Annotated in this window: 16 protein-coding genes; 4 read left to right on the forward strand and 12 right to left on the reverse strand. The window is 62.3% G+C overall.

Annotated elements, in window-relative coordinates; all coding sequences use genetic code 11:
• Positions 1 to 2 precede the first annotated feature (2 nt).
• Genes H147_RS0117560 through H147_RS0117600 form a run of 9 tightly spaced genes read right to left on the reverse strand, consistent with a single transcriptional unit; the run spans position 3 to position 8,032 of the window.
• The gene (locus tag H147_RS0117560) at positions 3 to 635 is read right to left on the reverse strand and encodes a DUF6441 family protein (protein ID WP_019956707.1); all 633 of its coding nucleotides are present in this window, start codon (positions 633 to 635) and stop codon (positions 3 to 5) included.
• Positions 632 to 946 (reverse strand): head-tail joining protein, encoded by a 315-nt coding sequence (locus tag H147_RS0117565; RefSeq protein ID WP_019956708.1) that lies wholly within the window; start codon positions 944 to 946, stop codon positions 632 to 634. The genes H147_RS0117560 and H147_RS0117565 overlap by 4 nt, the downstream gene beginning before the upstream one ends.
• A gap of 10 nt (positions 947 to 956) precedes the next feature.
• Complete coding sequence (locus H147_RS0117570) at positions 957 to 1,979, reverse strand: major capsid protein (RefSeq protein ID WP_019956709.1); 1,023 nt, start codon at positions 1,977 to 1,979, stop codon at positions 957 to 959.
• 53 nt (positions 1,980 to 2,032) lie between these two features.
• Positions 2,033 to 2,413, reverse strand: a complete 381-nt coding sequence (locus H147_RS0117575) for a head decoration protein (protein WP_019956710.1) — start codon at positions 2,411 to 2,413, stop codon at positions 2,033 to 2,035.
• Positions 2,414 to 2,448: 35 nt separating this feature from the next.
• Positions 2,449 to 3,795 (reverse strand): S49 family peptidase, encoded by a 1,347-nt coding sequence (locus H147_RS0117580; RefSeq protein WP_019956711.1) that lies wholly within the window; start codon positions 3,793 to 3,795, stop codon positions 2,449 to 2,451.
• Entirely contained in the window at positions 3,792 to 5,288 is a 1,497-nt protein-coding gene (locus H147_RS0117585) for a phage portal protein (protein ID WP_019956712.1), read from the reverse strand. Before H147_RS0117585 ends, H147_RS0117580 begins: the two co-directional genes overlap by 4 nt.
• Positions 5,289 to 5,291: 3 nt before the next feature.
• Positions 5,292 to 5,507, reverse strand: a complete 216-nt coding sequence (locus H147_RS0117590) for a phage head-tail joining protein (protein WP_019956713.1) — start codon at positions 5,505 to 5,507, stop codon at positions 5,292 to 5,294.
• 1 nt (position 5,508) lies between these two features.
• Positions 5,509 to 7,548 carry a phage terminase large subunit family protein gene (locus H147_RS0117595; RefSeq protein ID WP_043700311.1) on the reverse strand — a complete coding sequence of 680 codons (2,040 nt, stop codon included), beginning with the start codon at positions 7,546 to 7,548 and terminating at the stop codon, positions 5,509 to 5,511.
• Complete coding sequence (locus H147_RS0117600) at positions 7,496 to 8,032, reverse strand: hypothetical protein (protein WP_026352658.1); 537 nt, start codon at positions 8,030 to 8,032, stop codon at positions 7,496 to 7,498. The genes H147_RS0117595 and H147_RS0117600 overlap by 53 nt, the downstream gene beginning before the upstream one ends.
• Positions 8,033 to 8,149: 117 nt before the next feature.
• Here H147_RS0117600 and H147_RS0117605 point away from each other — a divergent pair, with 117 nt between their 5' ends.
• From H147_RS0117605 to H147_RS0117615, 3 genes are all read left to right on the forward strand, one after another.
• The gene (locus H147_RS0117605) at positions 8,150 to 8,332 is read left to right on the forward strand and encodes a DUF6900 domain-containing protein (protein ID WP_019956716.1); all 183 of its coding nucleotides are present in this window, start codon (positions 8,150 to 8,152) and stop codon (positions 8,330 to 8,332) included.
• A gap of 14 nt (positions 8,333 to 8,346) precedes the next feature.
• Positions 8,347 to 8,577 carry a hypothetical protein gene (locus H147_RS0117610; RefSeq protein WP_019956717.1) on the forward strand — a complete coding sequence of 77 codons (231 nt, stop codon included), beginning with the start codon at positions 8,347 to 8,349 and terminating at the stop codon, positions 8,575 to 8,577.
• A gap of 91 nt (positions 8,578 to 8,668) precedes the next feature.
• Positions 8,669 to 9,208 carry a DUF3489 domain-containing protein gene (locus H147_RS0117615; protein WP_051108228.1) on the forward strand — a complete coding sequence of 180 codons (540 nt, stop codon included), beginning with the start codon at positions 8,669 to 8,671 and terminating at the stop codon, positions 9,206 to 9,208.
• Between the two features lie 11 nt (positions 9,209 to 9,219).
• Here the strand turns inward: H147_RS0117615 and H147_RS0117620 are convergent, their stop codons facing one another.
• From H147_RS0117620 to drmB, 3 genes are all read right to left on the reverse strand, one after another.
• Positions 9,220 to 9,429 carry a DUF7220 family protein gene (locus tag H147_RS0117620; RefSeq protein WP_026352659.1) on the reverse strand — a complete coding sequence of 70 codons (210 nt, stop codon included), beginning with the start codon at positions 9,427 to 9,429 and terminating at the stop codon, positions 9,220 to 9,222.
• A 58-nt stretch (positions 9,430 to 9,487) separates the two neighbouring features.
• Positions 9,488 to 10,747, reverse strand: a complete 1,260-nt coding sequence (locus H147_RS0117625) for a site-specific DNA-methyltransferase (protein ID WP_019956720.1) — start codon at positions 10,745 to 10,747, stop codon at positions 9,488 to 9,490.
• A 499-nt stretch (positions 10,748 to 11,246) separates the two neighbouring features.
• Positions 11,247 to 12,722 (reverse strand): MrfA Zn-binding domain-containing protein, encoded by a 1,476-nt coding sequence (drmB, locus tag H147_RS20055; RefSeq protein ID WP_081625901.1) that lies wholly within the window; start codon positions 12,720 to 12,722, stop codon positions 11,247 to 11,249.
• 24 nt (positions 12,723 to 12,746) lie between these two features.
• Here drmB and H147_RS0117635 point away from each other — a divergent pair.
• A partial coding sequence (locus tag H147_RS0117635; protein WP_026352602.1) for a transposase occupies positions 12,747 to 12,938 on the forward strand: 192 nt, incomplete at its 3' end.

Below are 12,938 nucleotides of genomic sequence, written 5' to 3' on the forward strand. Positions count from 1 at the left end.
AATCAGCCCGATAATCTGCTACTCCACCTCTCCACAATCAACCCCGGCACACCATCCACTGCACGCTCTGCATCCCGCGCCAGATCCAGCCGTTTGCGCAGCTTGACCTGTGGCACCAGCAGGAAGATCGGCACGGTCGCCACCCCGCGTCCAGTCTTGGACCTGCTCGCCACAGCGCGGCCTTTTGTATTCAGCCGCCCCTCGGCTACCAGCAGGCTCGGGCCTCGGCGGCGATAGATGAACCTCAGGCGCAATCCGGTGCGACGTTCCCATTCGCCGGGGGTGATCCGGCCGCCTCTGGTGCTCTTGCCAGCAGCAGCGGTTGGGATGGCAAGCCAGAAGCCATCTTTGGAACGGATCAGCGGGCCGGTATCATGCGCGCCGATGATCACGGGGGCTTTTGACCAGACCAGCGCCGCCGCGTTCAGGCTGTTGCTGGTCCTTGGGAACGTTGCCAGACGGATGCTGTTGCCCAGCCTTGTGCCCAGCCCAGCACCGGTGATCTGGGTGCGCCAGGCCGACTTCAAGCTGCCGCCTGCCTCTCGCATGGCCGCCGACACCGCCTTTTCACCGGCAGCGATTTCGGCCTGCATCAGGGCGGCAATGTCGGGATTGATATTGACCCGCAGCCTCATGTTGGCCTCAGGTCTAGCGACCAGACAAGCCGTTCACGGTCACGCATCGGCTCGCCCTGGATGGTAAAGCTGTCGGTGCCGATCACGATCAGATCGCCGGGATGGGGATCCGGCAGATCGGACAGACGCACGTCGACCATCGTGGTATCGCTGACAAAGCGGCCCGCGCCGAACTCGGTGATGCGATCCGGGGCGCGGCGGATGACGCGGATCGTGCGTTCATCGGAGGTGGTTGCCGAGATCCAGAGCGCGGCGACCGCCATGGAGGGGTTTGCATAGATGCGGTCCATGGCGGCAACAAAGACGTTCATGGTGGGCTCGTCAGTTCGAGGTCTGCAGGCGGATCGCGATGCGCGGCCGCTTGTTCACCGGCAGGATCGAGGCCTCCGTCATCAGGTCGATCCAGCGGCCCTTTTCGTCGAGATGCTGGCGCGCGTAGAGTGGCAGACCCATGGTGTTGGCCGCCTCCAGCAAGTTGGCAGGCCCGCCATAGGTGGTGAAGGTGTCCATGGTGCCCAAGGGGAAGGCGATGCCTTCGCTGGCGGGGACCAAGCGTTCGGTCGCCTTGGTGGAAAGCGTGACGGTGCCCGAGTATTCCTCGAACACGATGCCCGCGAAGGGAAAGTTGCGCCGCATATCTTCACGCAGAGGTTGGGCTCCGGTGGCGGCATAGAACTTGTAGGCTTCCTCGGTCTTGGGATGCGCGATCAGCTTGTCGAAGAATTCGCGGCTGACCAGTGCGTGAACCGAGGACATCGCCTCGCCCAACAGGTTGTCTTCTACCGCGCGCAAGACCTCGCGGACTTTGCCCTGCACGTTGGTACCTGCGGTGCCCAGCAGGAAGTCCACCGAGATTTGTGCCAGCCCGAACTCGGTGAAGTAGTTATAGAGGGTGGTGCCAGAACCGTCTTTGACGATGCCGCGCAGCGCGTTCATCTCCATGTACTCGCGCGTTTGGGCATGCTTGCGGCGCATCAGCTGCAGCTTGCGGTTCATCACCTCGACCAGCGGGTCGGCCCTGTCGAAGACGCCCAGCGCGGGTTGGCCCTGAATGTCGCCGGGCAGGATCACATCGTCATGGGGGATCCATGGCAGCGCGAAGGACCGCATCGACCGGCCTTCCCGGGTGCCGACGGTGGCGGGGCCGCCGAGGGGGACAGAGGGCAGCAGGTTCAGCACGCCCTCGTATTGCTCGATGATCACCGACCGCTGGCTGACGCCTTCGAAGCGGAACAGGCCGATCTGGCCGAGGCGGGTGTAGAGGTTGGGCAGGATGTTGATGGCCTGCGTCATCTCGGCCAGCGAATAGCCGCCAGCGTCAAACGGATTGCGGACAAGGGTCATGGGGTGCTCCGGGGGAAAGAGGGATGGATGTGGATGCGCCGCGCCGGTGGGCGTCAGACGCCGTCGCGGGCGATGATGCCGACGGCAGCCAGCTGGCCGAGCTTGGTGGTGATCTTCGCGCCATCATCGACAGTGGCGTCATAGGCGAGGCCCGCGCGCGACACGATTGAGGGGCCGCGCACAACCACAATGCCAGTGGCGTCCGCCAGCGTGGCGTCGACGGCATAGAGCAGCACAGCACTGGCAGTCTGCGCACCATCAGTGCCACCGCTGGTCGCCAGCTTGTATTTGCCATTGACCGTGATGCGGCCGAGGACCGCGCCCACCGGATAGCGCGTGCCGATCAGAAGCGTGATGACTTCACGGGTGTAGTTCGGGTTGACCTCATATTTGAGGACATCGCCCATGCTGGGCTGTTCCGTCAGGGCGGGCATTGGTTGGTCTCCATGTTTGGGGGGTGGCAGGTGGTTCAGCGCGAGGACGCAGCGGCCTTCTTGGCGGCAACAATGATCGGGCTGTCTTTCGCGGCGTCAGCAGCCGGGGCGGTGGCGATGATGCCAGCGGCATCGCTGCGTGCGGCGAGATCGGCCAGCACGCGGGCGCGCAGGGCTTCGGGTTTCAGGCCACGTGTCACGGCATCGGCCGCATCGATGGCCACGCCGAGCCGCGCGGCTTGGGCACAGACCTGCGCCACCTCGGCCGCCTCGGCACGGACGGCGTCGGCGGTCATGGTGGTTGCGTCGTGCGTGAGCGTGGATGCGGCGGCTTCAACAGGCTGTTCGGGTGCCGTCTCGGCAGTGGTCGTTGTGTGCGGTGTCATGGGTGAAGTGGAAACAGGTGCCGGGCTCGGGGTGTCGGTAGGCGTGGTGGTCATCTGTGGACCCTTTCTGTTGGTGGGATTGGTGCCGCGCGGGGCGGCGGAGAAGGAACGAAATGCGGTGACCGGATCGGCCAACTCGTCGGCCAGACCGGCGGCAATGGCATCGGCCCCGCGAAACACGGCGGCCTCTGTGGCCAGCGCTGCCGCGTGGGTCAGCCGATCCCCGCGACCGGCGGCGACAGTTTCGGCGAAGAGGAAGCGCACGACCTCCAGCTCACGCTGCATCTGGTTGTGCACGGCCTCGGGCAGCGGCTGATATGGGTTTGCGTCGATCTTGTGCGATCCTGCATGGATCAGTGTGACGGCGATGCCCTTCTGGTCCAGTGCGCCGCTCATGTCGGTGTGCAGCGCCACGACCCCGATGCTGCCAACAGCCCCGGTGCGCGGTAGAATGATCCGGTCGGCTTGCGATGCCAGAACATAGCCAGCGGACAGCGCATGTTCCGCCACGAAGGCGTGGACGGGTTTCTGCACCCGTGCCGCCCGGATACGATCAGCCAGATCGAAGGCACCGGCCACCTCGCCGCCGAAGCTGTCGATATCAAGAGCGATACCACGCACACTCGGATCCGCGACGGCCGCCTGAAGCTGAGCAGCGATCCCCTCGTAGGAGGTCAGCCCCGAGGATTGCCCGATCCACGCCCCGCGATGCACCAGCGTTCCGGCGATTTCGATCACCGCGATACCATCAATTACCGCATAGGGCTGGCTGCCATTGCGCTGATGGCGCTGGGCGAGATCATGGCCAAACAGCGACGCGCGGGCGGGTGGGGTCGCCTGTTCAGCACCAGCGGACGGCAGATCAATGCCATGAAAGGTGATCTCTTGCCCGGTAATGCGCGGGCCCAGCCCGGACAGAAAGGCCAGCGCCTTGGCCGGGTCGACCATCAACGGCGTGTTGAAAGCGCGCTGGGCGATTTGGGCGTGGTGCATCATTCGCCCTCCTTGAGGTCAAGTTTCTCGTCGCCGGTGTCGTCGACCTCGTCGTCCTTGGCGCTGTCCTGATCCGCATCTTTCGCCGTGCCTTCGCCCGGCCCCTGCGCGGGCGACCCCGGACGCCGGAAGTCGAGGCCCAGCGCCAGTTCGCGTTTACGCTCGGCAGCAATCTCGCGGTCGACCTGCTCGGCGTCGTATCCCCGCTCTGCCAAGGCTTGTGTCCGTGACTTCAGACCCGCCTCGATCTGAAGGATCTCGGCCGATGCGTCCTTCATCGGGTCGATCCAGTCCCATTTGGTCGGCAACCAGGCGCAGGCCTGATATTGCCGCCGCTGGCTGTCATAGCCGGGCAGGTCCAGCGCGCCCGACAACACTGCCGTGTCCATCCAGCGCACCCAGACGGCGCGGCACAGCTGATAGACCAGCACGCCATGCTGCCAGGCGGAGATGCGGCGGCGGAATTCTATGAGGCTGATCCGCGTGTTCGAGAAGTTGCCCTTCGCCGTATCGCCGGTCAGGTAGCCGTAAGGAATGCCTAGCGCCGCAGCGATTTGCAGCAACGTCCGGTATTGGAACAGCTCGTAGGTGCCGCCCGAGTCCGGTGTGGCCGGGGTCGACACGTCCTCGCCGGGATCCAGCCGCACCACCTGGCCGGGCTCGACTTCCAGATCATCCTCGGTCGGTTCCAGCGGGGTTTCTGGCGCGGGCGAGGTGATAAACATCGCGAACATTGCAGCGATCTTTTTGCGCTCCAGCTCGGCGTCGTCGTAGAGGTCCAGCGTGAAGAGCTTGACGATTGCAGCGGCAAACCGTGACACGCCCCGCAACTGACCAGCTTCCACAGGGTCGAGTACGTGGATCACATCTGCGGCGAGCACACGGACGGTCTCATTGGTGAGGCCGGGATCGGTCAAATCACCGGGATGGCGGCGCAGAAAGTGATAGGCCACGCGGCGGCCGATGCCGTCGAACTCGATGCCCTGCCGGATCAGCCCCGCGCCGGGCAGCGTGCGGTTCATGTCGAGGGGCAACATTTCTGCAGGTAACATCTGCAGTTGCAACGGCACGGTCAGACCGTCTTCCGCCCGGCGGGGCCGAATTCGGATGAACACCTCGCCCGACAGGAACACCTCGCGGGCAGCGCGACGCTGCAGCCCATAGAAATCGGTCAACCCTTCGGCATCGGCGTCATCTGTCCAGGCAAGCCACAGTGCCTGCAACTCTTCCTTCTTGGCTGCGTCGGAGATGCTCGACGACGGCTTGATCCCGTCACCGACGACATTGCTGGCAAAACTCTCAACGGCGTTTGCGGCATAGCCATTGTTACGCACCAGCCATCGGGCGCGGGCGGTGATCGTGTCGCCCGAGGCCGCGATCAGCGTGTTTACATGCGCGCGGGAGGCGCGGAACCCGCGCAGACGGCGATGGGCTTGGGCCGCATCAAACCCGCCGATGATGCTGCCGATGCGCTGCCGGAAGGCCTCAAACGCCATGGATCACAGACCCTTTGACGCGACTGTGCCCCAGCGACGACGACGCGGGGTGCCTGTCGTAGCTGTGGCTATCCGGGTTTCGAGGTCACTGATCGCGTTCGCCAGTTCCGCGTCCGAGCCATAGTTGATCGACTTGCCGTCATAGCTGACCGAGCGGACGCCTGCATACCGCGCCTCCTGCAGCGCGGTCAAAAGTGCGCGCATCCGTTCCAGATCCATCTCAATCCCTCATGAAGTTCGGTGTGTAAGCCCGGCGTTTGCGCCGTGGCGTCGTTGGTGTTCCGGCTTTCGGCGCAGCAGGCGTTGTCGGCTCAAACGGAACCTCCAGTTGGGGTGCCGGGCGCGTTTCCACCCCGGCCTGTTCTTCAAGCCGTCGCCAGGTCGCCTCATCCCAGCGATCGGCGCCCATGATCCACGCGGCGGCCCGCGCATAGACCCGGCAGTCGAGCGCTTCGTTGCGCTCGCGCATTTTCTGCCATTCGGGGTGGCTGTAGCCGCGCTTGTTGCGCACCGTGACCAGCTGTTCCGCCACCAGCTGCTTCAGCCATTCGGTGTCGATCCAATCGGGCAGGTGTACGGTGCCGGGCGCGTCACAGACGCCCAGCGCCCGGTCTTCATCCGACGGCCGTTCCAGCCGCAGGTAGCGGTAGGTCTCGGTCTTGAACGTTGCATTGGCCACGGACCAGAGCCGCGCGCCGCGCCGCAGGCGTTTGCCGCCGATGGTGGCGTCGACAAAGGTCGGACCCGACACCGGCGTCGCCCGGTTGAAGCCTTCCAAGCCCTTGATCGGCGAGACCTGGTCGAACCCCTGTTTGCGCGCCCATGCATAAACGGCCGGTGCTTCATAGCCAGTGTCGATGGCCAGCTTGCCGATCAGCATTACTGCCCCGTTGGCGCAAGCCCAAGTCCGACCGAGCAGCATGGTCAGCTTGTCCCAGCAGGCCGGATCGTCCGGACCACCGGCAATCACGATGTGATCCACGAGCCAGCTTTCCAGCCCACGCCCCCAGGCCCAGACATCGACCTCGATCCGGTCTTTCTGCACATCCACGCCTGCGGTCAGGAACAACCCGCCCTCGGGGATCTGTGTCCCGAAGGCTTCGCGGCGTTCCGCCAGCCGCTGCCATTCCGGGGCATCGCCGCTCTCGACCCACGTCTCGCCCAGCAGCGTGTTGCGTGCGGCGCGCAGCATTTCTTCCGAGCCTTGCGCCGCCAGCCAGTCGCGTGCGATCTGCTGCCAGCTCTTCCAGCCCAATGGCGAATAGAGCGCCGAGAGGTGAAAGCCGATGGAATGCGGATCGGTGGATATAGCCGTCGCCCGCCATTCGCCCTTTTCCAGCATCTGCGTCTTGTGGTGCTCCGCGATGGGCTTCTCACAACCCTCGCAATGATAGGCTGCGGTGTCTGGGCGCCCTTTGTCCCAGCGCAGCCGCTCAAATTGCAGCCATTGCATGTGGCCACAATGCGGGCACGGTACAAAGTAACGGCGCTGGTCCGATGCCTCGTATTCCCGCTCGATCCGACTGATGCCCCGGATCGTTGGGGTCGAGACCATGAACACCTTGCGACGATGCGAGAAGGTCGTCGTCCGCGCTTCGGCCAGCGTGACCGGATCGCCTTCCTCGTCGGCGCTCGCCGGATAGGCATCCACCTCGTCGAGGAAGATGTACCTTGCAGGCATCGACCGCAGGCCGGTGGCGCTGTTCGCGCCAGTCAGCACCAGAATGCCGCCGGGGAATTCCTTGGACAGCATCGAATTGCCCGCATCCCGCGACCGCGCTGGATTGACCCGTTCCCGCAGCGCCGGGCTCTCGGCGATCAGCGGGTCTAGCCGTCCGCGCGAGCTACGTTTGGCCATTTCCACTGTCGGCAACACCGCCAGCATCGGCCCCGGGGCGTGGTGGATCACGAAGCCGATCCAGTTGTTGCCCGCCTCGGTGGCCCCGACCTGCGCTGCCTTCATGAAGCTGATGCGCTGCGCCGGATGGCGCGGCGACAGCGCATCCATGATCTCGCGCAGGTAAGGCGTGCGCGCGGTGCGGTATTGCCCGGGTTCGGCCGAGGCCCGCGACGACAGCTTGCGATGCGCATCGGCCCATTCCGACACTGTCAGGTCGGGGTCTGGCCGCATCCCGCGACGCCACACCCGCAGGATGTCCTCCGCACCGTCAAACCCAAGATCGAGATCAGCGGTTAGGTCGTTGCTATCATCCGAGATCGACGCGGAGATCGGCAAGGGCATCGAGTTGCGCTCTGACATGGGTTTCCAGCACCCTCTGCAGGATCGCGGCCTCGATATTCATTGGCTTGGCCGTTTGTTTTTCCACCTCCGCCGCCACTTCGGCTGCCATTAATGCCGCGACTCTGCTGGGCCACGTGACCCAGACATCGCGTTCCTGACGCGCGAGGCGAAACACCAATGTTTCCGCCCGGGCGCGGTCGACCAGCGTGCCCTTTTTCTTCTGGATCGCCAGTTGACGTTCTTGCGCCTGATAGACGGTCAGAGCAGTGCGGGCTTTCAGGTAGGACGAGCTGTCGGCCGGGCCGCTGAATGCAGCATCGCCACCGGTGCTGCGCCGCTGCTGGTCGGGGTCGGTCATATCTGCCCGGCGCACATCAGAAGCGGCTGCATTGATTGAGCCATCATTGTAGACCACCAGACGCCCGGCCTTGCGCGCCTTCTGGATCGCCCCGCGCGAGATGCCGGAATGCGCGGAATACTCGCGCTCGCTCATTCCTTCCATAGTGCCGCCCGCTTCGATTAAAGCAATGATATTGCTTGTTATTCAGTTGATTACACTCGCCAATAGAGCGATTCTGGCTGCAGGAAAACGATGCAACTCACACCAGGAGATGACGCCATGACCACAAAGACCAAAGCCCCCAGCGAAGCCCTGCTGCTGGAAATCGCCACCAAGCATTTTCATCTCGAGACGCTGGAGACCCGCAACAGCGATAGCCTCGACTTTCACGATGTGTCGGTCTGGTCGATCCGCGCCGCACTGGAAGCGGCCTTCGCCGCTGGCCAAGCCGCAGCCCGCTGAACAGGAGAGCAGCCATGACCACCCGCCGCGCCACCACCTCCAACGACAAAGCCCTGAACGCCTTCATCTCTGCCAAAGCAGAGATCGATACGATGCTGGAGCGCCTGAAAGCCCTTAGCGACGTTCATTTTGAAACCAACCCGGACGAGATCAACTGGGGCGATGTCGGCACCCTGAACCACTACGCCAGCCTGCTGCGCCAGATCACTGACAGCGCCTTCAAGGAGGGCGAATACGCGGAGTGAGGCGACCCCGCCTCGAGCCTGCCCCGCGATGGCGGGGCTTGGCCTCATAGAAGCGTGCCGCATTCCGCGCCCCGTGAACGCAGAGGCCACCATGACCAAACTCACCGAAACCCAAACCATCATTCTCAGCGCCGGAGCCCAGCGCGCAAGCAATCTCGCGATGCCGTTGCCCAAGGGGCTGCACGGCGCTGCCGCGAAAAAGGTCATCAGCATGATGATCGGACACGGCTGGCTCGAGGAGGTCGACGCCGACATGCGGAAGGCCGAGCCGCTCTGGCGCGAGACCGGCGATGGTCACGGGACCACGCTGGCCGTCACTGACGCGGGGCTTCTGGCCATCGGGGTGGAGCCGGTTGTGGTGCAAACGATGGCTGCGATCCGAAAACGTGCTGCAGAGGTGCCGGTTGCGAAAGTACCAACGCCGAGAACCGGGACCAAGCAGGCGCAGATCATCACCCTTCTGCAGCGTACCGAAGGGGCAACTATCGCCGAGATTGTTGTGACAACTGGCTGGCAAGCTCACAGCGCGAGGGGCATGATCTCAGGTGCCCTGAAAAAGAAGATGGGTCTGGCTATCATCTCGGAGAAGGTCGACGGACGCGGCACGGTACATCGTTTGACCGCCTCCTGATCATCTGAAATTCACCCCCAGCGCTGGAACAGTCTGCGCAACGCGTAACTGCGCAGGAGTGAGATGCCGACGAACATCGCGCCGATCATCAGGTTTTCGCCAAGCGACAGGTGCAGGCCAAACCATGGAAACGCTACGATCTGCGTCCCGATGGCCAGCGCATAGCCCACGACGACATTCGTTACGGCCTCGACAAGTGACATCTTGCGGGACTGTGTCATGCGCATGTGAGCCAAGCGAGGGCCCAGTGTTGGACCCCACCCTGCAGCAGGGGCGCATTCATGTCGCCAGCCTCTTGGCCTTCAGGTCGGCGAAGGTCTCACCCGTTTCCGCCATAACAGCATTGGCGCCGGTGAACTGTTGCCACCGCTCGATGGCAACATCGACGTAAGCCGGGTTCAGTTCGATCCCGAAGCAGACGCGGCCGGTCGTTTCCGCCGCGATTAATGTTGTGCCGGATCCCATGAAGGGCTCAAAGACTGCTTGGCCGGGGCTGGAGTTGTTCAGGATTGGCCGCCGCATGCATTCGACCGGCTTCTGCGTACCGTGCACTGTGGCCGCGTCCTGATCCTTGCCGGAGATGTGCCAGAGCGTGGTCTGCTTCCGGTCACCCGCCCAATGCCCCTTGCCGGTCTTCTTCACCGCATACCAGCACGGTTCGTGCTGCCAGTGATAGTCGCCACGGCTGAGGACGAGGCGGTCCTTGGCCCAGATGATCTGTGACCGGACATTGAATCCAGCCGCCACAAGGCTTTCGGCCACAGTCGAGGAATGCAGCGCGCCATGCCAGACATAAGCGACATCGCCGGGAAACAACGCCCATGCCTCACGCCAGTCTGCCCGGTCGTCATTCAGCACCTTCCCGGTGCGCTTGGTCTTCGCCGCCCCAGCTTGGTTGCGCCAGGACGGGTCATATTCCACGCCATAGGGTGGATCGGTCACCATCAGCAGCGGCCTCACAGCTCCAAGCAACCGCCCAACCACATCAGCGGAGGTGCTGTCACCGCAGATCAGCCGATGCGATCCGAGTTGCCACAGATCGCCTGCCACGGAAACCGGCGTGACCGGCGGTTCTGGAATGTCATCCTCACCCTCGACAGCGCCACCTTCCAGCTGATCCGGATCGCGCAGCAAGGCGTCCAGATCCTCGTCGGTGATGCCCAGCAGCGACAGGTCAAAATCCTCAGCTAGCAAACCCGCGATCTCGTCACGCAGCATCGCCTCATCCCATTCGCCCAACTCGGTCAGCTTATTGTCGGCGATCCGGTAAGCACGGCGCTCGGCCTCGTCGAGATGGCTCAGCCGGATCACCGGTACGTCTTTCAGCCCCAGCATGGTGGCGGCAAGAACCCGGCCATGCCCGGCGATCAGTTCGCCATCGTCTGCGACCATGCAAGGCACAGTCCAGCCGAACTTCGCCATGCTGGCGGCGATCTTGGCCACTTGGTCGATACCGTGGATTTTGGCATTGCGTGCATAGGGGCGCAGCCGGTCAATCGGCCAAGTTTCGATCTGGCGCGGCGCAAAGACCAGGTCCATGGGGTGGTTCTCAATTTTGGCAGGGCGGATACGACGATGCGCGCTGGCGACAAGGCCAGCGACAGAATCAGGATCCGCGATGTGGGGAAAAACGAAAGCGCCCGAGAGGGGTATCCTTCGGGCGCTATTCTTCGATGATCAATAGGTAGGTCAAGGGGGGCAGCTTTGTCAATTGGAAAACAGGCTTGGATTCAACGACTTCCAGGCAGGTGGCTTCCCTTGGCTGGCTTCCGACTGGGTGGCTTCCGCTAAGTGGATTCCCTGGATTCCGAAAAGAATCCAGCGCGCCAAGATGGTGATTCCGCAAGCCTTTGATAATGAGTCACTTTTTTCAAGATCGCCCGGCAGGTGGCTTCCGCCTGGATTCCCCGGTGAAAGTGCCTGTCGCTAGCGAAATGCTGCGCTGCGCCCCCCCGCATACATTCAGGGCCGGGGAGGAACCATGCCAAGGGGGGCAAAAGCAGCAACGATATTGATTGCAAAAACCTGATCAGCAGCCTCAGGAAAGGGCTGAAGGTAAATCCGACAACATGAGACGATCAAGCAGCATATTGCGCATTTCGCAGCTCGTCTCGGGAACTAGAAGACAGGCGTTGCACGCGGCACCGTTCACCAATGAGCCATCAAAGTGGGCCTGCGGGGTGCTCTCGGAGCAAATCGGGTCGTTTGAGCAAACTTGCATCTTTTCGATTGCCGCGTCCAACAGCGTGACGATCTTGGGTGCCATTGCGACTAAGCCGCCCAGCGAACCCTGTGCGCCAGATGCGGATGTGTAAATCAGGATGCCGAGTCGACCGATGGCACCCTGTGTTCCGTCTGTAGGCAAAGCGTACACACGCTCCTTTATGGACGTAGCGGGGTAGCCGCACTGCAAGGCTATCTCGGACATTAGAGCGTGTGAAAGAGAATGCAGAAAGGTGTAAGCCCCGCCGGGAAATGTTGGGGAATTCTTGAATTTCCCCGCCCAGTCCTGGTAGGCCAAGCGTAGAGCGCTGATCCGCTCTAAGTTGAAACCTGATTGAACGATTTTTCCAACCGATGATGGATCGAACTGCAAGAAGATGCCCTCGCCGTTCTGCTCGATTGCTGGAAGCCAATCTGCGTCGCCGAGACTGGCACCCTCAACGGCCAGCAGAACCTCCTCCAAGCTGCCATCCGACGCAACTGGGGCAGGCTCTAGCCGGGTAAACCCGTAAAGGCAGGTTACCTCCGTTAGCCGCTTGACCGCCACGACACGAGAAAGCAGTCGCTCAAGGCTGTCGCCGGTCTTCCACTCATGATCCAGTAATGTTGTCGCATGCAGTCGGGAGTCAATTGAGTTCGTACCTATCGTCGCTTTTCCGGAAGCCAAGATGTCGAACTCTGCGACTTTCGGCGAAGAACTTGGGACAGAGGTGTCGGAATCTGTGGTGTTTTTCAGTTCCTGAATTCTGGAAAAAAGTTGATTTGGGTCAACCTTTCCAAACAAGTTTGAAAGTGCTGGGCTGAAGCTGAGCACGCCTATCAGTTGATCGACACTTGTGAGTGGTGCAAGGTTGGCAAGGTTAGCCTTGATTACGTCGCCGATAAGGTCGGCATCAACAGGTAGGGCTATGACGTTTGCTACCTGCGGAAAGTACGCATTCGTTGCACCGCGTACCAAGAGCTTGAGGTTTTCGTTGCAACCGTTTGCATCAACCGATTGATCGCCAAGCCATGGCTGATGACCGTTGCAACCGCCGAGGATCCCTTCAGCAAAAAGGTACTCGAATTCAACGCGTGCACCGCAGTCGCATTCAATGGATAGGTCCTTTGGGTCTGCACTAGTGCCGCGATCCAAAAACCACATTGCAGATCGGCAGCCAGCTTGGCCTTGTCCACGATGAACGAGACCCCGCCAGTTGATATCCTGCATATGACCTTTTTTGCATGCCGAGAGGTGGCTGCGCAAATTTGAACAACTGGGATAAGTGGATTTTCCGCGCAACAGCAGCATGATGCTGCAAGCGAGGAGATGATGATGACAAAACGACCGCGCCGGAATCACAGCCCGGCATTCAAGGCGAAAGTGGCCGTGGCCGCGATCAAGGGCGAGAAGACGCTGATCGAGCTGGCACAGGATTTCGACGTTCACCCGAACCAGATCAAACAGTGGCGGGACCAGCTGCTTGAGGGTGCGACTGGTGTTTTTGGGGACGCCGCGAAGGCCGAA

Origin of the sequence: Yoonia vestfoldensis DSM 16212 (genome assembly GCF_000382265.1) — a bacterium.
Taxonomy (GTDB): Bacteria; Pseudomonadota; Alphaproteobacteria; order Rhodobacterales; family Rhodobacteraceae; genus Yoonia; species Yoonia vestfoldensis.

Bases quoted from the DNA above. Each gene is read 5' to 3' on its own strand.
- H147_RS0117600 (WP_026352658.1), bottom strand. From the start codon at position 8,032: ATGGAAGGAATGAGCGAGCGCGAGTATTCCGCGCATTCCGGCATCTCG.
- H147_RS0117625 (WP_019956720.1), bottom strand. From the start codon at position 10,747: ATGGACCTGGTCTTTGCGCCGCGCCAGATCGAAACTTGGCCGATTGAC.
- H147_RS0117610 (WP_019956717.1), top strand. From the start codon at position 8,347: ATGACCACCCGCCGCGCCACCACCTCCAACGACAAAGCCCTGAACGCC.
- H147_RS0117615 (WP_051108228.1), top strand. From the start codon at position 8,669: ATGACCAAACTCACCGAAACCCAAACCATCATTCTCAGCGCCGGAGCC.
- H147_RS0117575 (WP_019956710.1), bottom strand. From the start codon at position 2,413: ATGCCCGCCCTGACGGAACAGCCCAGCATGGGCGATGTCCTCAAATAT.
- H147_RS0117560 (WP_019956707.1), bottom strand. From the start codon at position 635: ATGAGGCTGCGGGTCAATATCAATCCCGACATTGCCGCCCTGATGCAG.
- H147_RS0117590 (WP_019956713.1), bottom strand. From the start codon at position 5,507: ATGGATCTGGAACGGATGCGCGCACTTTTGACCGCGCTGCAGGAGGCG.
- H147_RS0117570 (WP_019956709.1), bottom strand. From the start codon at position 1,979: ATGACCCTTGTCCGCAATCCGTTTGACGCTGGCGGCTATTCGCTGGCC.
- H147_RS0117565 (WP_019956708.1), bottom strand. From the start codon at position 946: ATGAACGTCTTTGTTGCCGCCATGGACCGCATCTATGCAAACCCCTCC.
- H147_RS0117605 (WP_019956716.1), top strand. From the start codon at position 8,150: ATGACCACAAAGACCAAAGCCCCCAGCGAAGCCCTGCTGCTGGAAATC.
- drmB (WP_081625901.1), bottom strand. From the start codon at position 12,722: ATGCTGCTGTTGCGCGGAAAATCCACTTATCCCAGTTGTTCAAATTTG.
- H147_RS0117595 (WP_043700311.1), bottom strand. From the start codon at position 7,548: ATGTCAGAGCGCAACTCGATGCCCTTGCCGATCTCCGCGTCGATCTCG.
- H147_RS0117620 (WP_026352659.1), bottom strand. From the start codon at position 9,429: ATGACACAGTCCCGCAAGATGTCACTTGTCGAGGCCGTAACGAATGTC.
- H147_RS0117580 (WP_019956711.1), bottom strand. From the start codon at position 3,795: ATGATGCACCACGCCCAAATCGCCCAGCGCGCTTTCAACACGCCGTTG.
- H147_RS0117585 (WP_019956712.1), bottom strand. From the start codon at position 5,288: ATGGCGTTTGAGGCCTTCCGGCAGCGCATCGGCAGCATCATCGGCGGG.